The 20,633-nt window shown below is 45.0% G+C and carries 19 protein-coding genes; 9 read left to right on the plus strand and 10 right to left on the minus strand.

What is annotated here, in order from left to right; genetic code table 11:
• Positions 1-32: 32 nt before the first annotated feature.
• The 4 genes from P5674_RS07500 to P5674_RS07515 all read left to right on the plus strand — a co-directional run bounded on the left by P5674_RS07500 (position 33) and on the right by P5674_RS07515 (position 5,150).
• Positions 33-1,838 (plus strand): FAD-dependent oxidoreductase, encoded by a 1,806-nt coding sequence (locus tag P5674_RS07500; RefSeq protein ID WP_315669904.1) that lies wholly within the window; start codon positions 33-35, stop codon positions 1,836-1,838.
• 253 nt (positions 1,839-2,091) lie between these two features.
• Entirely contained in the window at positions 2,092-2,385 is a 294-nt protein-coding gene (locus tag P5674_RS07505; RefSeq protein ID WP_231852115.1) for a hypothetical protein, read from the plus strand.
• Between the two features lie 466 nt (positions 2,386-2,851).
• Positions 2,852-3,754, plus strand: coding sequence for a heterocyst differentiation master regulator HetR (hetR, locus tag P5674_RS07510; protein WP_014274725.1), 903 nt, complete (start codon positions 2,852-2,854; stop codon positions 3,752-3,754).
• A 97-nt stretch (positions 3,755-3,851) separates the two neighbouring features.
• A complete protein-coding gene (locus P5674_RS07515; RefSeq protein WP_014274724.1) occupies positions 3,852-5,150 on the plus strand; it encodes a TldD/PmbA family protein in 1,299 nt (432 codons plus the stop codon).
• 13 nt (positions 5,151-5,163) lie between these two features.
• Here P5674_RS07515 and P5674_RS07520 read toward each other — a convergent pair whose 3' ends face one another.
• The 7 genes from P5674_RS07520 to speB form a co-directional block, all read right to left on the minus strand.
• On the minus strand, positions 5,164-5,511 hold the full coding sequence (locus P5674_RS07520; protein ID WP_006618509.1) for a c-type cytochrome: 348 nt from the start codon (positions 5,509-5,511) through the stop codon (positions 5,164-5,166).
• 46 nt (positions 5,512-5,557) lie between these two features.
• Complete coding sequence (locus P5674_RS07525) at positions 5,558-7,870, minus strand: ATP-binding protein (protein ID WP_315669905.1); 2,313 nt, start codon at positions 7,868-7,870, stop codon at positions 5,558-5,560.
• A 496-nt stretch (positions 7,871-8,366) separates the two neighbouring features.
• The gene (locus tag P5674_RS07530; RefSeq protein ID WP_014274722.1) at positions 8,367-9,458 is read right to left on the minus strand and encodes a geranylgeranyl reductase family protein; all 1,092 of its coding nucleotides are present in this window, start codon (positions 9,456-9,458) and stop codon (positions 8,367-8,369) included.
• Positions 9,459-9,535: 77 nt separating this feature from the next.
• Positions 9,536-10,084: a ribosome recycling factor gene (gene frr, locus P5674_RS07535; protein ID WP_315669906.1), complete on the minus strand. Its 549-nt coding sequence runs from the start codon at positions 10,082-10,084 to the stop codon at positions 9,536-9,538.
• Entirely contained in the window at positions 10,071-10,799 is a 729-nt protein-coding gene (pyrH, locus tag P5674_RS07540; RefSeq protein ID WP_006618911.1) for a UMP kinase, read from the minus strand. The genes frr and pyrH overlap by 14 nt, the downstream gene beginning before the upstream one ends.
• 139 nt (positions 10,800-10,938) lie before the next feature.
• Complete coding sequence (locus P5674_RS07545; RefSeq protein ID WP_006618910.1) at positions 10,939-11,478, minus strand: thioredoxin family protein; 540 nt, start codon at positions 11,476-11,478, stop codon at positions 10,939-10,941.
• Between the two features lie 163 nt (positions 11,479-11,641).
• On the minus strand, positions 11,642-12,559 hold the full coding sequence (speB, locus tag P5674_RS07550; protein ID WP_006618909.1) for an agmatinase: 918 nt from the start codon (positions 12,557-12,559) through the stop codon (positions 11,642-11,644).
• A 99-nt stretch (positions 12,560-12,658) separates the two neighbouring features.
• Here speB and P5674_RS07555 point away from each other — a divergent pair, with 99 nt between their 5' ends.
• The 3 genes from P5674_RS07555 to P5674_RS07565 all read left to right on the plus strand — a co-directional run bounded on the left by P5674_RS07555 (position 12,659) and on the right by P5674_RS07565 (position 15,886).
• Positions 12,659-13,294, plus strand: coding sequence for a CatB-related O-acetyltransferase (locus P5674_RS07555; protein WP_006618908.1), 636 nt, complete (start codon positions 12,659-12,661; stop codon positions 13,292-13,294).
• Between the two features lie 88 nt (positions 13,295-13,382).
• On the plus strand, positions 13,383-14,813 hold the full coding sequence (lpdA, locus tag P5674_RS07560) for a dihydrolipoyl dehydrogenase (RefSeq protein ID WP_006618907.1): 1,431 nt from the start codon (positions 13,383-13,385) through the stop codon (positions 14,811-14,813).
• An 89-nt stretch (positions 14,814-14,902) separates the two neighbouring features.
• On the plus strand, positions 14,903-15,886 hold the full coding sequence (locus P5674_RS07565; RefSeq protein ID WP_006618906.1) for an FkbM family methyltransferase: 984 nt from the start codon (positions 14,903-14,905) through the stop codon (positions 15,884-15,886).
• 244 nt (positions 15,887-16,130) lie between these two features.
• Here P5674_RS07565 and P5674_RS07570 read toward each other — a convergent pair whose 3' ends face one another.
• Together P5674_RS07570 and P5674_RS07575 are read right to left on the minus strand one after the other, a co-directional pair.
• Entirely contained in the window at positions 16,131-16,649 is a 519-nt protein-coding gene (locus P5674_RS07570; protein WP_006618905.1) for a hypothetical protein, read from the minus strand.
• A gap of 41 nt (positions 16,650-16,690) precedes the next feature.
• The gene (locus P5674_RS07575) at positions 16,691-17,785 is read right to left on the minus strand and encodes an FAD-dependent oxidoreductase (protein ID WP_315669907.1); all 1,095 of its coding nucleotides are present in this window, start codon (positions 17,783-17,785) and stop codon (positions 16,691-16,693) included.
• 218 nt (positions 17,786-18,003) lie between these two features.
• On the opposite strand from P5674_RS07575, the gene P5674_RS07580 reads away from it, so the two are divergent.
• Both P5674_RS07580 and P5674_RS07585 read left to right on the plus strand, forming a co-directional pair.
• Positions 18,004-18,849, plus strand: a complete 846-nt coding sequence (locus P5674_RS07580) for a YaaW family protein (RefSeq protein ID WP_006618903.1) — start codon at positions 18,004-18,006, stop codon at positions 18,847-18,849.
• Positions 18,850-18,858: 9 nt separating this feature from the next.
• Positions 18,859-20,157, plus strand: coding sequence for an O-antigen ligase family protein (locus tag P5674_RS07585; protein WP_315669908.1), 1,299 nt, complete (start codon positions 18,859-18,861; stop codon positions 20,155-20,157).
• Here the strand turns inward: P5674_RS07585 and P5674_RS07590 are convergent.
• Positions 20,147-20,572 (minus strand): hypothetical protein, encoded by a 426-nt coding sequence (locus P5674_RS07590; RefSeq protein ID WP_006625221.1) that lies wholly within the window; start codon positions 20,570-20,572, stop codon positions 20,147-20,149. The genes P5674_RS07585 and P5674_RS07590 overlap by 11 nt on opposite strands.
• Between the last annotated feature and the right edge of the window lie 61 nt (positions 20,573-20,633).

Consider the following 20,633-nt stretch of genomic DNA (forward strand, 5'->3'; position numbering starts at 1 on the left):
ATATATTTTGTCATTGACAGTTGCCGGGATTCATGGAACAATTGAACACAGATGTTTTAGTAGTTGGTGGAGGTACAGGGGGAACCGCCGCCGCCCTCCAGAGTGCCCGTCGTGGCGCTCATACTATTTTAGTCAGTGAATTTTCCTGGTTAGGAGGAATGTTAACCTCCGCCGGAGTAGCTGCACCAGACGGTAACGAATTAGTAGCCTTTCAGACAGGTTTATGGGGTGCTTTTTTAAGAGAACTTAGACAAAAACAACCCACTGGTTTAGACTGGGGATGGGTTAGCTTTTTTAATTATGACCCCCGCATAGGGGCGCAAATTTGGTCAGACTGGGTAAAATCCCCAAAAAATCTACATTGGATTTCTGGATATGCACCCCTAGAAGTATTGCGGAAAGGCGATCGCATTACTGGGGTCAGATTCAAAGATTTTACCATTAATGCCCAAGTTACCATTGATGCCACGGAATTAGGGGATATTTTAGCTCAAGCTGAAATTCCCTATCGCTGGGGTTGGGAATGGCAACAGCAATGGCTTGAACCTAGCGCTCCCATTAAACGTAACCAATTTACGGATAATTGTCCAGTACAAGATCCCACCTGGGTAGTCTTATTACAAGATTTTGGCACAGAAGCCCCAGCCATTAAACCTACCCCAGAAGCAGATTTTAGCAAATTTCAGGGGGCTTGGGATGGTTACGACCCCCAACAATTCCTCAACTATGGTCGCCTACCTGGGGGGTTAATTATGATTAACTGGCCCCATAAAGGTAATGATTACGGAGTAGGATTAAATCGTTTGATGGCTTCAGCCCCACAAAAACAGGCATTCTGGCGGGAAAGTCTACAGCATAGTTTAAATTTCGCCGCCTTTATTCAACAGCACCTAGGAAGGCGCTACGGCTTGGCTGAGAACATATTTCCCCATACTCTATCAGCTTGGAAAACTGACCTAGGCTTAACTCCTCAGCAACTGGGCGCTTTTGCTATTCACCCCTACTACCGCGAAAGTCGCCGCCTGTGTGGAGTCCAAACTATTACAGAAAATCATATTTTACCTATCTCAGAAGGTCGCGTCGCCCCCTTACCTATAGACCACAATGGACAATGTGAGGCGATCGCCATTGGTAATTATCCCAATGATCATCACTACAGCGCCGGGTTACTACCAGTTAAACTTAAACTACTGCGCTGGGGAGGTCGCTGGACGGGAACCCCCTTTACTATCCCCTATAGTGCCTTAATTCCAGAAACTACAGAAGGCTTAATTGTCGCTGAGAAAAATATTTCCGTTTCCCATATCGCTAATGGCGCTACCCGTCTACAACCTGTGGTTTTGGGTATCGGACAGGCGGCGGGAATGGCTGCGGCTTTATCTGTCCAACAGCGCATATCTCCCCGAATGCTATCAGTGCGATCGCTTCAACAAGCACTATTAACTGACCCCATAGCCCCCGCCGCCATTATTCCCCTGTTTAACCTTACAGGCGATCGCCCCGATTGGCAAAAATGGCAACAATACTATTTAGACCACCCACAAGCCTATCCCATAACTGGCGAAATTCCCCAACCCTCCCCCAACCCTCCCCAATTCATATCACCCTCACTATCTGAATTTAGCGGACAATTTCACCGCCACCCAGACCAAGAATATACCCTCACCCTCTCTCAACCTCACTCACTCCTCGGTCAGGTCTGGAGTCTCGTCACCCTACACCCACACATCAATCAACAATTACAAACCATCCCTACCGCTACCCCCATCACTGTTTGCGGACGACACAACTCCGCCGGTCGCTGGCTACTCGTCGAAGTCATCAAAGAGTTATGTTAAGTTTTGTAACAAAAAAAATCGCCTTTTATGACTGGGGGGTTGACAAAAGCGATATCCCCGTGGTAGTCTATATCATAATAGGAATATTGACATTTTTTTAAAAAGTTAACAGATTTATATTATAACCTATACTTTTTTCATATTATCATGACTGTCCGAGAGCTGTCAACCCCTAGCCGTAGATGTCAGCGCCACCAGTACCGTAGGGGTGAACAAAAAAATTATCAGATTATCCTGATATAGGCCTATTAGATTGGTATCAGGAAATGGACGCTTTAATACGGACATTTCCATGAAACTCAACCCTACTTTTGGCTTTTCTATGTTGCTGTTGTTAGGCATTGCCAGTCCCGCGAAAGCGATGGAACTAGCCCCAACCACACAGCAATTAGAATCGATGACTAATCAATATATGCTATCAGCGCAAACGGAGCATCATGGCTCCCGCAGTCCCTGGCAAGGAACACCCCGACGGGGATTTGCTGAGACATTCGAGCAAACATCTCCATCAGAATCCCTGTTTCCCCATCGTGGCAGTGGCCGCTAATCAATGACTGATGATTCCGGTAGGAAAATCCCCTTCTAGTGTCATGTTTTAGCCCCAATAAATTTTAGAACATAAATCCGAGTATTTGTCAACAAATACAACCAATCTATAAAGACCACAACTGCCGAACATTTCCATGAGTTTATGGATGTTGGGCGGTTTTGTGTGTATAATAAGCATATCTAAACTAAACTAATCTCAATTGGAAAGCCCTGAGTGCCGAGGGTGCGTCCAAACTACTATATTACCAATTGAGGAAAGGCCAGGTAAGTTGTCTAATAAAATAGGTTGCGCCCGGTCATAAGTCCCCGTGGCAAACCCATACTAGCATCAGGGATAGAAACTGCGCGGTCTCCAGTCGTTTATTTATTTACTCAGCAATAGATCTGGGTAAGATAACCCATTCTCACTAATGGGGATAATACCATTCATCTCATATATTATTTATGAAATTCCAGGGATTGTCATGAAAAAAGATACAGATCTGATCAAAAGCCTTAGCCCCAGTGGCATGGATCAGATCATGCTTTATTTGGCTTTTAGCGCCATGAGAACCAGTGGGCATAGACATGGGGCATTTTTAGATGCGGCGGCAACTGCCGCTAAATGTGCTATCTATACAACTTATATGGAGCAGGGTGAAAACCTCCGCATGACCGGACACCTACATCATATTGAACCCAAACGGGTGAAAGTGATTGTTGAGGAAGTCCGGGAAGCACTGACCGAAGGGAAGCTCTTAAAAATGTTGGGTTCTACGGAACCTCGCTATCTGATTCAGTTTCCCTATGTGTGGCTAGAGCAGTACCCTTGGCAACCGGGAAAAGCCAGAGTCCCGGGTAGCAGTTTAACTCAAGAAGAAAAACGGGTAATTGAAAGTCGTTTACCCAAGTATTTACCCGATGCTCAATTGATCAACTCTTTTCAGTTTATGGAATTGATTGAGTTTCTCCATAGACGTTCTCAAGAAGACATCGAACCTAGTAGACGGATGCCATTAAGTGAAGCCTTAACAGAACATATTAAGCGACGCTTGATCTACTCTGGGACAGTCACTAAAATAGATTCTCCTTGGGGGATGCCTTTCTATGCTCTGACCCGCGCTTCCTATTCTCCCGAAGATCAGGAAGAACGCACCTATATTATGGTGGAAGATACCGCTAGGTATTTCCGTTTAATGAGGGACTGGGCGGAACGTCAGCCCAAGGTAATGCGGGTTTTGGAGGAATTGGATATTCCCAGCGATCGCATTGAGTCAGCCTTAGAAGAGTTAGATGAGATCATTCGCCAGTGGGCCGATCGCTATCATCAGACCGGAGGTGAAGCCATGGTTCTGCAAATGGTCTTTGGGCCCCAGGAGACCGATTAATCTCCCTTTGGTAATCTCTCTGGAAAATACCCGGTTTTTGTGGCTCGCCACAGGGTAGGATGTAACGATGTGAAAGCTATGGCAGAATCGACCATCCATGACCCATGACCAGATAGCCGAACAGCTTCTGGAGTTGGCGGCAAAAGCCGGAGCAGAAGTGGCGGAGGTATTCCGAGCTACGTCCCAAGCTCGCCCCCTCTTTTTTGAAGCTAACCGACTCAAACAAATCGAACGGATTGAATCAGAGGGAATTGTTCTGCGATTGTGGCGCGATGGCTGCCCCGGATTGGCTGTCGCCCACGGTGCAGTTCCCCCTCAAAAATTAGTCGAGCGAGCGATCGCTCTATCAGCCCTTAATCACCCAGAAACCATTACCATAGCCGATGATACTTCCCTAAATCACTATCCGGCGATCGGAAATTCCATCGAACTAGAACAGCTTATGGCCTGGGGAAAAGAGACCATTAGCTGCATTCGAGACATCTACCCAGATATTATCTGCTCAGGAGAATGGGATTGTGAAGTCGAATCAACCCGCCTGATTAATTCCAGAGGTCTTGATTGTAGCCACACCGATACAACCCTCAGCGCTTATTTGGAAACCGAATTAGTCCAGGAAAATGATTTTCTCTACATTTCCGACGGTCAGACTCAACGGGGTAGCCTTGAACCACAGTTATTGAGCCAACGCATTCTCCAGCGCCTGGAATGGGCTAGGGAAAACGCACCCCCCTTGGTTGGGCGCGTCCCCATTTTATTTACCGCCAAAGCCGCAGATATGTTATGGGGTACAGTTTCCGCTGCTCTCAATGGTAAACAAGTCCTAGAACGGTCTTCTCCCTGGAGCGATCGCCTCGGAACCCAAGTTGTGTCTACCTCCCTTACCCTCTCTCAGAAACCCGCCCTAGGGCCGTTTAGCTGCCCCTTTGATGATGAGGGAATTCCCACCCGTCCCATTGTCTTTATTCAAGATGGCATACTCAAGCTATTTTATACTGATTTAACTACCGGGCGCACCCTCGGTAGTGGTACCACAGGGAACGGGTTTCGAGCCAATTTGAATAGTTATCCTACCCCCGGATTATTCAATTTGTTAATTGAACCCGGACGCGACTCTATGCAAGACTTAATTAAACAGCTAGACCACGGTCTAATTATTGATCAGATGTTAGGAGCGGCGGCCGGAATTACTGGGGAATTTTCCGTTAATGTCGATCTGGGATATCGCATTGAAAATGGTCACGTTGTCGGTCGGGTTAAAAATACCATGGTTTCTGGAAATGTCTACACCGCCTTAAAGCAAGTAGTTAATGTCGGAGGAGATGCTAACTGGAATGGTTCTATTTATACTCCATCTGTTATTGTCGAAGGGTTATCCGTTACCGCCAGCAGTTAATTGCAACAGTCCATTAACGCCAGTTTTTCTCAGCCTGGTCTAACACATAGGCGGCGACCTGTTTGATTTCTGAGACACTCAGACGGTCAGAATAAGCCGACATATTGCTTTTACCATTAGACACAATTTCTGCGATCGCCTCTATGGAGTCGTAGCCATTGCGTTGGAGAGCCCGCTGTTTCAAATTTTTACCCCGCCTAATAATGTTACCACCCCCAGCATGACAGCCCACACAGTGGACGCTAAAAATCTCAGCCCCCTGATCAAAATTCAGATTATCTGCGATCGCCATAGGTGTTAAACACCCCCACAATAGGCTAACACTCACCAGTAAAATACTTAATAGATTTCTCATGATCATCAATTTCGGTTAATCGCCTTCTACCATTACTTCGACTTACTTCGACTTATTTGGACTTGGTTCGAGATATATTATAAGCCGGAATCGTAATCCTGAACTCTGTACCTTGACCAGGTTCCGAACAACAATTGATTTTACCTTGGTGCTTTTCTACCACAATTTGATAGCTGATCGACAAACCCAAACCTGTACCTAATCCTACAGGTTTAGTCGTAAAGAAAGGATCGAAAATACTAGCTTGAATGTTTGAGGGGATTCCTGGACCATTATCAGATATAGAAATTTCCAAGCAATCTTGACCATTATTTACATCATAAATTAAAGCAGTCTTAATCCTGATTCCCGGTGAAAAATCCTCCTCTGGATGCTGTTTAACATGAAATTCCAGAGCATCTATGGCATTACTTATCAGATTCATAAACACCTGATTAAGTAATCCCGCATAGCATTCTATAGGCGGAATATTACCATAATTTTTAACTACTTCAATAGTAGGATGATGAGGTCTAGGCTTCAGACGATGTTGCAGAATTAACAGAGTGCTATCAATACCCTCATGAATATCAACCGATTTGCGATCGGCTTGCTCCAGACGGGAAAAATTCCGCAGAGATAACACCAGTTGGCGAATTCTTTGGGAGCCTATCTGCATTGATGCCAGAATTTTCGGTAAATCTTCCTGAAGAAAATCTAGGTCGATTTCCGTTTCATAGTTTTCAATCTCCGGGTGTCTTTGGGGATAGTATTTATGGTAAAGGAGAATGAGTTGAAGTAAACTTTCGCTATACTCACTCACATAGCTTAAATTCCCAAAAATAAAGTTAATCGGATTATTAATTTCGTGAGCGACTCCAGCCACTAACTGACCCAAGCCTGACATCTTTTCAGTTTGAATAAGTTGGCTTTGCGTGCGTTTCAGTTCATCCAGAGTCTTTTCTAACTGTTCGGTTTTCACTTGTTCATTATCTAAAGACTGTTTGAGTTGAATCGTCCGCTGCTGTACCTGTTGTTCTAGGGTACTGTTTAAGTCTTGAACCTCTCTATACAACAGATATTGTTGAATTGCCATCGAAAAATGTTTCCCTAATGCTTGACCTAAGCTAATCTCATCCGCTGTCCAAGGTTGGGATTGACCTTGTTTGAACTCCCGCCACACTTCAAATGATTGTCTGGGCATCATTTGTTTTAAACTAGGATCAAAGCGTCCCGCCCAGATGGTTTCTGTGTCAATTTCATCACGAAAAATAGTCAGACATCCTAGGTTATTATGGCGGTATTTAATCGGAAACACTAACAAACCCCGAATGGCGGTAGATTTAAAAGCTGGGGTAAAAATTCGCAGTTGGGGTTCTTTATATAAATCCGTAATTGCCCAAATATTTCCGCCACTACCATCAAGCGATCGCTTCGCGCTGTTACTGTTACACTTAAACCCCTCCCTCAGCCACTTTTGCCAGAGGGGATGTTCTTCCATGATTGATTTGGTTTCCCATGAAGGCATCGTCGGCTGTTCACCACAATAAAATACCTCCGGGGTCTTTTCCGGATGAGATTGGATATATAGTCGCCCTCCTGAACCCTCAAAGTCCTCCACAGCCGCCTCTAAAGCCGCTTGTAACTCAATCGTCGGTTGTTCATGTAACAGAGAAGCTACCTTATTAATAGCAGCTTCTAACATCGCCTGTTTGCGGGTTTGAGCCAGCATATCAGCTTGACCAATGGCAATGGTCATCTGATCGACCACTAATTGCAAAATCTGCAATTCTAATGGCGAAGTTTCCCGTGGTTCAGAATGATGAGAAACCAATAACCCCCACAATTTATTTGATGAGGTTGAAAACTGACCAGATCGCGATTTATCATGATTTTTTCCCCTACTGTACAGAATCGGTACAACCACCGAGGATTGAACTCCCATGGCGGTCAGATAACTGATATGACAAGGATCTACAGATCTCGATTTGATTTCTGTCGTCGGTAGCGGTTCCCCACTTTCTGGACAGTCTAGGGGACTTATACTTATGGTTCCAGAGTGAACATTAACTATGGTTCGCTGTCTAAGTTTTACATAGCGATCGCGTGCCTCTTCCGGAATATCATCGGCCGGAAAATGCAACCCTAGCAGGGACGGGAGGCGATCGTCATAAATGGACTCTGCCACCACTTCACCACTGTCGTCTTGATCAAATCTATAGATCATAATCCGGTCCGTTCCTAAAAATGAACGGACTTCCCCTGCTGTCGCTTTCAGAATTTCTGGCAGTTCCAATGATTGCCGAATCCTACTAATGATTCGACGTAGCAAAACTTGATGATCTAGTTGAGATTTAAGGTCTTGTGCAGTGTCCACAGTGTACATAAGTTTCCTGATTGGGGGAGTTCGAGAATCCGGCTAAGATTCCCTCTATTTAGCTACAATGCAAAATTAGGTTTGACTATTTTTAGCAGATATGGGGCTGCTTTCCTGATTTAAAATGGCTGCTCTTTTCAGAACATTGGTGGCTGCTACGATATTTCGATTGTAGTTATTCTAACAAAACTATCGGAGATTCCCATTCAATACCTCCCCTGGGAACTTCATTTTAGCTTAATCCCAATCATGGACAATGGATAACTCATGATTACGGTTATGTTAAGTATTGTAACGAAAAATTAAGTTTTGTTGCGAAAAAATTTTTTTTCTGGGGGGTGCTTGCCTCGGCGGGCGGCTTCTGGTATACTTTTAGATAATGGGAATATTGACATTTTTAATATTTAGGCACAGATTTCTATTATATAACTGTATGTAAGTATATTACCATTAGTTCCCGGTGCTTGTCAATCCCTAAATTAGCAAAACTGATTCCCCGTGAAAATTAAAACGGACTCAATTTCTTGATGGCGCGACCAGCCACATCGCCATAGCGAAGGTCGCCACAAAGGATTTTACTCATCAACTCAGTAGCAGCAGGAACTTTAACCGCCGCCTTATAAGCAATACCAGGGAAACTGTAGAATACACCAGCCAACCGTGAAGCCCAAACCATATCTACACCCCATTCAGTCCGAATAATTTCGGTATATTTTTCCAGGGCGCTTTGGTCTCCACCGATCGCCGCATCGATCGCCTCTGCGGCTTTCACCCCAGTCAAAATAGCCGGGCGGATACCTTCCCCAGAGAGGGGGTCAACAATACTAGCAGCTTCTCCAGCAATCAGAGCATTTTGACCATGAAGGGTGCGATCGCCATCCCAAAGTCGCAGAGGATGTTCAACAATAGGGGAACTAGGATCTAACCCCAACGCTTTCAGATATTGACTCAAATCTTGGCTCAAATTTTTAGGGTCTTTTCCTCGGAAAGTAGCAGCGCTAACCGTGTAACCATCAGCCTTGGGAAACCCCCACAGACTGCCATTTTTCACCATACCAAATTCAAAAGTTGGCACATCTGATAATTGAGTAGCTTCCGTGACCATAGCCAGTCGAGGATTAGACTGTTTGAGGCGCAACCATGAGCCCACAGGTCCTTTTGCGCCATCTGCTGCAATCAGATAGCGACCTGTGAGGGTTTCACCATTAGCAGTAGTTAATTGCCAACTGTCGCCTTTAAACTTAATACCAGTAACTTCTGTATTAGGTTGGAAACTAGCGCCTTGATCTTGAGCCTGCTGCATCAGGAAAGCATCAAAAACATCTCGGCGCACCATCCACATAGGTTTTGATATAGCCGTTTCGGCGGGGTCAGCCAGTTTGAAAGTGTAACGGATTTTATCAACAGTAGTGGATATCGCGGGAGTAAAATCAAAATCAAACCAGGAAGCGATCGCCGGAGACACCCCACCACCACAGGGCTTATTTCGCGGCCAGGAGTTTTTTTCCACCACCAGAGGATTGCGCCCTCGTTTAGCGAGATGATAAGCCGCCGCCCCACCAGCGGGACCTGCTCCGACAATGATACAGTCAAACATAAATTTCAGCCATTAACTTTTGTTTACATCAATGGGGGTGCGGGTGGTTTTGGGGGATTAACCCCCATCAAAATACCTCAGACCGTCATAATATCCTTTTCTTTGACTTCGAGTAGTTCATCAACCTTAGCTGTGTACTTATCAGTAAGTTTTTGAATCTGGTCTTGAAGATCGCGGGATTCATCCTCAGAGATATCCCCGCTTTTTTCCTGTTTGCGAACCGAGTCGATCGCATCTCGGCGGACATTACGAACCGACACCCGGCCTTCTTCGGCGTATTTTCCCGCCAGTTTCACAAATTCTTGGCGACGTGCTTCCGTCAGCGGCGGAATATTCAGACGTACAACTGAGCCATCGTTATTAGGTGTCAGTCCCACATCTGACATAGAAATAGCTTTCTCAATGTTGTTTAGAGAATTGCGATCGAAAGGTTGGATAGTAATAGTAGAAGCATCAGGAGTGCTGATACTTGCCAAAGATTTGAGAGGAGTCGGACTCCCGTAGTATTCTACCGTAATCCGGTCTAATAGGGAAGCATTAGCCCGTCCGGTGCGAATCGTATTAAACGATCGCCCCGTAGATTCTAAGGCTTTTTTCATCAGGTTTTCAACATCAGCTAACTTCACAAGAACCTCCGACATAAGTTCCAACAGTGTCACCCACCACAGCCCGGCCAATATTGCCACGCTCAGTCAGGTTAAATACAATAATAGGAAGATTATTTTCTTTGCACAGGGCGATCGCCGTACTATCCATCACCCGTAGGTCATGGGTCAGCACATAGCCATAGGTAAGAGTATTATAGCGACGAGCATCAGGATTAACTGCCGGGTCACAATCATAAATTCCATCTACCTTAGTGGCTTTAAAAATCACCTCGGCATCAATTTCCGCCGCCCGCAGTGCCGCCGTCGTGTCCGTGGTAAAAAACGGATTACCCGAACCCGCCCCAAAAATCACCACCCGGTTTAGTTCCAAATGACGAATAGCTTTGCGTCGGATGTAGGGTTCAGCCACTTCCTGCATAGCGATCGCCGTTTGTACACGAGTTGGCACTCCTATTTGTTCTAGGGAATCTTGTAACGTGATCGCATTCATCACTGTAGCAATCATACCCACATAGTCGGCGGTCGCCCTATCCATTCCCGCAGAAGCTGCTTTCATTCCTCGGAAGATATTACCCCCGCCCACCACAATCGCCACCTGCACCCCTTTATTGACCACATCAGCAACTTCCTGGGCGATTTCCTGAACCACAATCGGGTCTATGCCATATCCCAGGCTACCCATAAGGGCTTCACCGCTGAGTTTCAGTAAGATCCGTTTATATTTTGTCCCCATTTAGATCCCCTATTGACAATGGCTATATACCATCTACGGATTACGCAGATATAAGGTTCGGTCCCAATTCAAGATACCAGAAAGCTGCTATTGATATCAGATTTTTTCTGAGAGGGAATCATCCCAGTGAGGTAGACCATCATCTTCGCCATTGAATCGGACTACCAATCGGCGGGGTAGTTTCCGGGGCAATCGCAACACTTGCCAATAATTGAGATACTGCGTTTTTGAGATAGTTGATAGTTACCGCTTCTGGGGATTCCGGGTTATCGTCCAAGCCACCTCGGTAGCGCAAAATTCCCTGGTTATCCAGGACAAAGGCTTCCGGGGTAGTTTCCGCGCCAAAACAGTGAGCCACATCCTGGGTCACATCCCGAATATATGGAAAATTCAGATCATGGTCTTGGGCAAAGATTTTCATCTGCTCAAAGCTGTCAGACGGCGATTGTAATGGGTCATTAGCATTAATCCCCACTATAGTCGCTCCCACCGTTTGCAAATAGGTTTGCAGTGCCTTCATTCTGCCTACATAAGATTGAACGTAGGGGCAAGAATTTGACATAAAGATAACGATGACAACCTGAAATTTTTGCAGATACCGGGCTAGGTGGTGAACTTCGTCATCCACCCCAGGTAATTCAAAGTCAGGAGCATAGCTGTTAATCAGAGTACCTTTCATAGCAGTTCAAAGTTTGATCGCTCAAGGTCGATATTATGAACCACCTCTCATTATCGCGCTTACGATTCTGGGAGCAAGTTCCTTGTCGGGGCGCGTGCCGGAGTCAGCCAGGAAAAAGACCAGCCAACTGCTACACGCGCCGGAGGCGGTGCGGAATTTCGGGTCAATGAATCCAACCTTTGGCTAACGCCTGATACCCTACCAGTTTATAGACCAGTTTGGCGGCGGTAAATTCAGAAACTACCGAATCCACAACAGGTGCTAATTCCATTACATCACAGCCAATCACTTCCTGGCATATAAATAACTGTCGCAGAAAGGCAATTAAATCATACCAGGAAAGTCCTCCCGGTTCTGGTGTCCCTACTCCCGGTATGATACTCGGGTCGATACCGTCTAGGTCTATGGTCAGAAATACCCGCCTGGTCTGTATACTGGCGATCGCTTTTTCTATCCAATCGGACCCCCTAGCAATTTCGCGGCCCCAAATTACCTTCATTTCCTGATCTCGAATTAGATCAGCTTCGGCTTTACATAGGCTACGAATCCCTATTTGTACCGTCGGTAAACCCATCTCTACCACCCTACGCATCACACAAGCATGATTGTAGATAGACCCTTCGTATTCGTGGCGTAGGTCACCGTGAGCATCGATTTGGACTACTGTAAATGGTTCCGTTGACCTTTGGCGGTAGGCTTCCACCACTCCCGCCGTGATGCCATGTTCCCCCCCCAGGGCGATCACAAACTTACCTTCAGCAGCTAGAGATTTTACCGTCTCTGTCGTCACCCGCAGCATTTCCTCCAGTGACACCGACTGGCCCTCGCGGGTATCCGCAATGGCTTCATGGGTGTAAATTCCCACCTGTAACCCCACCTCCGCTTCCAGTTCATCATCATAGCATTCTAGTTGTTGGGAGGCTTCTAAGATGGCTCCTGGCCCGTTTTCGCACCCTTTGCGATAAGTGGTGGTGGCTTCAAAGGGAATTGGTAAAATGGCTACTTTGTCGGTTTTCTGGTTCGGGACAATTTCTGAGCCTAAAAAGTCCACAACTGATTGGGCTGTAATGGTTGATTGCATATTTTGGCTTGACTTTAGATTTTGGGGGCGATCGCTAATATATAAATAATTTTGCCACGAATTTTGAACGTTCCACTAAAAATCACCACCTCAACCATCATGACCACCAACCAAGAATGGGGACCAGACCCTAACCTAGCCTATCCTTTAGCCAATTATGGGCAGTTGTGCTTTCTCAAAAATATTATAAAAAACTCCAATATTATTGTCGGAGATTACACCTACTATCATGATTTTGACCATCCCGAAAACTTTGAGAAAAATGTGCGCTATCACTTTGACTTTATCGGGGATAAATTAATTATTGGCAAATTTTGTGCGATCGCCAGCCATGTAGAATTTATTATGAATGGCGGTAACCATTGTTTAGATAATTTTACCACCTATCCTTTTGAAATCTTCGGTCATGGTTGGCAAAAAATTCAGCCTGATTCCGAATATAGCCGAGGAGATACTATCATTGAAAATGATGTCTGGATAGGCTACAAAGCTACTATTATGCCCGGTGTTAAAGTAGGTAATGGCGCGATAATAGCCGCCCATGCTGTAGTTACCAAAGATGTAGAACCCTATACTATTGTCGGTGGAAATCCCGCTAAAATAATTCGGCAACGCTTCCCAAATCCAGTAATAGAACAACTACAAAAATTGTGCTGGTGGGATTGGGAAGCCTCAAAAATTACCGCCCATCTTGAAGTTTTAGCCAGTGGAAATATAGACCAATTGCGAGAATGATCCTCAGATGGTCTTGTCTGATGTACCCTTTCTGGTTAACAATGATTGTGAAAATGATTGTGAATAGAATCGCACCAGGAGAGTGATTGTGAGCCAAGGTTTTGATTATGATTTGGTAATTATTGGCGCGGGTGTGGGAGGACATGGGGCGGCTATCCACGCCGTCAACTGTGGCTTAAAGACCGCAATTGTGGAAGCCGACCTTATGGGGGGAACCTGTGTTAACCGTGGCTGTATCCCCTCTAAGGCCTTATTAGCGGCTTCTGGAAGGGTCCGGGAACTTCGCAACGCCCACCATTTGCAGTCCCTAGGAATTCAGGTGGGGGCGGTTAATTTCGATCGCCAAACTATTGCTAACCACGCTGAAAATATTGTTACTAAACTGCGATCGGATTTAACTAATAGCCTTAAACGCCTGAAAGTTGATACATTTCATGGCTGGGGTAAAGTGGCGGCACCCCAAAAAGTCGCGATCGCTACTGAGGACGGCGAAAAAATTATCACCGCTAAGGATATCATTCTCGCCCCCGGTTCTGTCCCCTTTGTACCCCCAGGTATTGAAATTGACCATCAAACCGTTTTTACCAGTGATGATGCTTTGAAATTGTCATCACTACCACAATGGATTGCTATTGTCGGGAGTGGTTATATTGGCTTGGAATTTGCCGATATTTATACCGCTTTGGGTTGTGAAGTGACCATGATTGAAGCCCTCGATAATTTGATGCCTACTTTTGACCCCGATATTGCTAAATTAGCTGAACGGGTCCTTCTTTCATCCCGCGATGTCGAAACTTTCTCTGGTAAATTAGCCCTGAAAGTTACTCCCGGTTCTCCCGTGTTGATTGAACTGGCTGATGCGAAAACTAAACAGGTCGAACAGGTTTTAGAAGTTGATGCTTGTTTGGTCGCTACTGGTCGCATTCCTGTTAGTAAAAATATGGGATTGGAAACTCTCGGCGTGGAAACTCAACGGGGATTTATTCCCGTTGATAATTATTTGGGGGTTCTCTCCGGGACCCAACGAGTACCACATCTATGGGCTATTGGTGATGTTACTGGTAAAATGATGTTAGCCCATGCTGCATCAGCCCAAGGAGTCGCCGTAGTGGAAACTATTTGTGGACGCGATCGCCAGGTCGATTATCTCAGTATCCCCGCTGCTGCTTTTACTCACCCAGAAATTAGTTATGTCGGTATGACTGAACCCGCCGCTAAAGAGTTGGGTAAATCTCAAGGCTTTGAGGTCGCTAGTGTCAAAAGCTATTTTAAGGGTAATTCTAAGGCGATCGCTGAGGTCGATACCGAGGGGGTTGCTAAGGTTATTTACCGCCAAGATACCGGGGAACTCCTCGGAGTTCATATCTTTGGCCTCCATGCTTCCGATTTGATTCAAGAGGCTGCTAATGCGATCGCCCTCCGTCAATCTGTCAATACCTTAACCTTTCTAGTCCACACACACCCGACTTTATCAGAAGTTCTTGATGAAGCCTACAAGCGGGCTGCTACTATTGGATAATCCATAATCCTGTTGTAGGTTGCGTCAATTATCACGCACCCTACACAGCCCATCAGATATCATTAAAGCGCGGATTTGAGATTACCAAAATGTCCTTTTTTGTACCAACTTTAAAACAATGGGGTTATTTAGATTCTATTCATCTCACCCTCTGTATTGTCGGGTCCCGGAAAATAGATGAGTTTGCTGATTCGGATTATTCCCGCCAAGGTTGGGAAATCTTTGCCCCTAATTTGACTATTTATGGCTTTGATGCTGACCAAGAAGCCTGCGATCGCCGTAATGCTGAACTCGCTTCTCAAAATATTACTTGGACTGAAAAACATATCCCCCTCGCACTCTGGAATCACTGTCAAGGCGCTTCTTTATATGTTACTCAACATCCCGGTTGTTCCTCCCTATATCCCCCTAATGATGTCGTTATTGACCGATTATCAGAATATAGCGATCGCCATAAGTTAATCTCCACTACTCAGGTTGCTACCACTACATTGGATAATTTTTTTGTGAATTTACAAAGTCCCATTGATTTGATACAATTGGATGTACAAGGCGGAGAATTGAATGTTTTACTCGGAGGTAAAAATCACATTATCCCTGATGTCCTCGCCGCCGTGGTAGAGGTGAATTTTGTGGAATTATACAAGCATCAACCTCTGTTTGCAGATGTTGATCAATATCTGAGAAACTCTCAATTTACTTTGTTTGATATCGGTCAAAAATGGCATGGCTTGCGACAGGGAATTAGTCTCATGTCCCGACAACATCGCGGACAATTTGTCTGGACTGATGGCTATTATTTCCGTGATTTAATTCGACCTGACCAAAATCATCACCTTAAAACCCCAGACCGGATTCTTAAATTAGCCTGTCTCGCTGATATGTTGAGTTTTTATGATTACGCTTTGGAACTTTTGGGCTATTTAACTAAGCGATATGGTCTTAGCGATCGCCGTTACAATTTTGCTGATTGTATTATTCAATCTTTAGAAAACAATCCCGAAGCTGTCAAGCATGGAATTAATACTATTCCTTTTGTTACTGAACTCAGAAAATATACCTATCTTTCCTGATACCTAACCTGGTTATGTTAAGTTTTGTAACAAAAAAATTAAGAAATGTTACAAAAAATTTTTTTGGGGGGGGTTGCTGGCTTTTTGGCTGGGCTTATGGTATTATGCTATATAATGGGAATATATCCCTTTTTTTTATTAGCACTTAGATTTTAATTATGAGGCTATACATTAAAATACTATCATTAATGCCCGTAGCTGTCAACCCCCCCCACTGATTTTGGGGGGAGGGGGGGACAGGAGATTAGTTAATCAAATTAACCTGTAAAGACTGAGTTTCATGGTTTCTCAAATTCGGAAATTGATCCAGACAGACTTGATTAAAAAAGCCCGATGATCTTTCAATTTCAATTAAATCTCGTCCTTCCACATATCCCCCCAGACGCAAAATAAATTCCAGGCTGCAATTAACCCCTGATTGTGGTATATCTTGAGTAGCGATCGCTAACAGGATAATTTTTTGAGAGTTGAGATCCATTTGAAATCGGCGGATATGGGATTGATGCCAATTAGCGGTTTTAGGTTCAGTATTAAAGCCATTATAAGTAGCCACAAAACTGGTCAACTCTTCCTGTTCTAAAATACCATTATTGTTGGCATCATATCCGGTAAATTTTCCTTCCAGAATCCCCCCTTTAAACTCAGTCGAGAAGCTATAAGTTTGGGGAGAGTTAGCCTGGGCGCGAATTAATCCACCCATAGCCAACACTAAAGCAGTAGCCAACAATAAGTAATGTTTGAAGCCGAATTTTGGGTAACTCATTATATACTGTAACCAAACGGGACTAAATCGACAGAAGCACCCTAATTAACAGCCAATAATTGCCAGATTTTTTGACCAGGCAAGGGGCGTTTTTGTAACTGGGAATTGACCCAATCAGCCGCCGCCATTCCTGATTGTAACACACCATCAATAGATTTGGGGCTGCACCAATCTCCGGCCCCCACCAAAGGCAGGGGAGTTATAGTAGTTATACAGGGAGTTGATAAACACTCTTGACAAAAAGCATAACGCCATCGGTGAACCTGCATCCATTCCGGGGAGTTTAACCAAGAAAATAAGCGATCGCTCGCAGTTTGTAGGAGCATTCTTCCGGGGGTTTCTAAATCAGTCACATCAAGATATTGGCGGGCAAATTTCGGGGTACTATGGAAAACCAAAATAGGTGTTTTCGGGTTCTGGCGGCGGCTACTGTCCAAACTGACCCACTCCAGGCGATCGCCTTCGGGAAATTCTACCCCTTTCCAGAGCAGATTTCTGTTCTCTAATGCCGCCCATTTATCCTCACTATAACCCGCCATCACTGCCAGAGAAGGATCATAATTAAGCGATCGTATTTGTGCAATCATATCCGCCGGAATTTGCGCCCCTGGAGATTCTAATAACATTAACGCTTGGGGTGCAGGAATAGCTACAACCACCCCTTTAGCAGCGATATCTTTGGGAGTTTCCGGGTAGTTATCAGCCGTTATTGCCAAATCCAAAAACCAGCAGCCATTATCCTGGGGAGTAATCGACTCTACCCGGCGACCAAACCAAATATCCAAATCAGTCGCTAAGAATTTCCCCACCCCATTCATTCCCTGGGGACAAATATAACAGCCCTGCATTGGTAAGGCCTGAAATTCTCCCGACCGAAACTGATAAATCCTATCAGTCCACAGTTGCAGATCCGACCCCATAGCCGTGATTAACTTTCCCACAGTTTCCCCCGTGGGTTCGAGATACCGTAAACCATGATCAACCCTATCTTCACCTACCCGACGAGTAGCTGCGCGTCCCCCAACTCCCCGAGACTTCTCCACAACTACCACCGAATACCCAGCCCGCCGCAACTGTTGGGCGCAAATTAATCCGGCAATCCCTGCACCAATCACAATTATATCAACTTGGGTCATAATCGAAATGCAAATAGTAGATACTTTCGGGAAATCTGGTCAATTAGGTTAGCCAGGGGACTCCATACCTAGGGAACACCACTACCTTGATGCCAATCAATGTTATTGACTCTATGGCTACCGTCAAGGGTTCCCTGAACTCCTGTTTAACTTTTGATAGCCGGGCTCATGTAAAATATGGAATATGATATTATCTGGGGCTGAGGAGGGCATCGATTTTGGATGAACTGAGAACAGCATTAGAATTGGCAACCGAAGATGAGTTACAACAGTTAACTGAACTTCTATTTAGCCGTCGCTTTAACCCGTTGGATTATGTTAACACACCCCAACCTATTGACGTGCAGAGTCGCGATCGCCATGCGTGGTTAGATTCTTTGGAACAACGTTTTCGCTATCTGGCTGCAGACGGAATGACTGTCTTGAGGGGAAAAACCCAACAAGTAACCTATCGTCAAACCTTGATCCAGGTTTGTCGGTATCTCAAGATTTCCTATTCCAGACAACTGTCTACTACTGATTTGGAGGCGGAAATTTTTCTGTCCCTATTGGGTCGCGCTTGGGACCGTCTCCCGGTATCCGAACAGCAAGACCTGACCCGCCGTGTACAAGAGGCTTTAGCTAAATCCAAACCTATGCAGCCTTTACCGATATCTGTACAGAAAGACCCTTTAGGGCTGCTGTTTAAAGCCGGAAGCGCTGTAGCTATTAGTTCTGTAGTCAGACCTGTTATTCTGGGTCATATTGCCCATCAGTTTGCCTTGCATTTTGCTAAATATCAAGTCGCCCGCCAAACCTTAATTCAAGGGGGGACAGTGGCTGCTACCCAAATTCAGGGACATCTCGCGGCCCAGGCTGCTAATCGGGGTATGGCTTTGACCGCCGCCCGTTATGGCGCTACCCGCAGTATTTTGGGGTTTTTGGGTCCCGTGTTGTGGACTTGGTTTTTAGCTGACCTGGGTTGGCGCGCCATTGCTACTAATTATGCGAGGATTATTCCGACTATTTTCGCATTGGCGCAAATTCGGTTAACTCGTGGTGACTATAGTTGGCAAATGGTGTGATGGTTTTATATGACCGGGAAGTGGTTTAAAACTCACAGCGATCGCTCTTTACAAACTGCCTGGAATTGCATACAGTTGGGAGTGTTAGCCTTGCCCCTATTGCCTAATTTAGGGGCTATTGCCATCTTTGTAGCCGTCATTACTACCCTTAAACACAGATATCAACAGATACTTAATCTACCTAAAATCCGAGGCTTATTAGGATTAGCTGGACTGTTACTGTTAACCGTTATTTTTGCCGAAAATCCAGTTGAGGCAATTTTGGGCACTGCTAATTTTATCCCCTATTTTATCGTCTTTGCTGCTGTAGCAATCCTCCTTGAGAATTTTGCACAACTTCGATGGCTGTCTTGGTTATTGATTTTACCCGGAATTCCTATTGTGATTTTGGGTTGGGGACAGCAATTTCTGGGTTGGTCCGGTATCGAACTATTACAAAGTGTTTTAGGCTGGGTATTAGCACCAGGAGGAAACCCACAAGGGCGGATGGCTTCTGTGTTCATGTATGCGAATATTTTGGCTGCTTATTTAGTCATTGTTTTCGCCTTTTCTTTGGGTTTGCTAGTCGCAGAATTAGGGTTAATAACTGATGTAAATTATGAAAAACACGGGATTTTAACTAATGTTAATCCTCGATTTTTGCTGGTAACTGCTGCTACTACAACTCTACTTTCCGGGTTGGGTTTAATTGTCACTAACTCCCGTAATGCTTGGATTGTGGGGGTTTGTGTTAGTTTAGCATACGCCATATATTTGGGTTGGAATTGGTTGTTAGGGTTGGTCGGTGTAGTTGTGGCTGCGGTGTTGGGGGCTGCTTTTGCACCTTCTCCTCTTCGGGATAGTTTACGGGTAATTATTCCAGGCTATTTTTGGCAAAGATTAACCGATGAAAATTTCGATCGCCCCCTAGAAACTCTCAGGATAACTCAGTGGCGATTTACTTGGGAAATGACCCGACAACGACCAATTACTGGCTGGGGTTTGCGAAATTTTACCCCCGTTTATGAAGCCCAAATGAATGTTTGGATGGGACACCCCCACAGTCTACCATTAATGATGATGGCGGAAGTCGGTATTCCGATAACTATAGCTTTTTGGGCTGGGGTGGGATGGGTATTAGTAGATGGGGTAAAATTGATGGGGCGACCCTATTTAACTAAAGGCGATCGCCTAGTTTTATTTAGTTATATCGTAGCATTTGGGGCCTGTGTTTTATTTAACTTAGCCGATGTCACCATATTTGATTTTCGGGTGAATCTGTTAGGATGGTTACTGTTGGCGGGTATTTATGGGGTAACTAAGAATTAGTCTCCCGGGTTTTCTCTTCTGGGGAAGTCACAATTTCTTGAATTTGGTCTAAAGTTTTAACTACCAGTCGTTTCGCTTGTAGTTTCCATCCTAATTGCTGAATCGAAAAAGCCGCATAAAACCCCACCGCTGTAGCGATAAAATCCAGAGGCTGTGACCAGGAAATTCCGAACAATAGACCTAAGCCACCAATTCCCCAAAATGGCAAAGCTACCATTTGCCGATTTTCTTCCACTAATTTCGCCAAAAAATTATTAGGTATTTCCGCCATAATTTCTTCGCGGATTTTATGCTGTTGGGGATAGGGAACTGCAAAGCTAAATTTACGGCGCAGTTTCTCCATTTTGCGGGCTTCTGTACTATACTCCGTTAATTCATCTTCTGCCATTAAAATCAGTTGTTCTTTTTGACTCATGGTGCTTTGGTTGTTAAAATTTATGACCTGTCACCACCATAAACCCTACCGGATATTTTGG

The organism is Limnospira sp. PMC 289.06, from assembly GCF_032350395.1.
Taxonomy (GTDB): Bacteria; Cyanobacteriota; Cyanobacteriia; order Cyanobacteriales; family Microcoleaceae; genus Limnospira; species Limnospira platensis.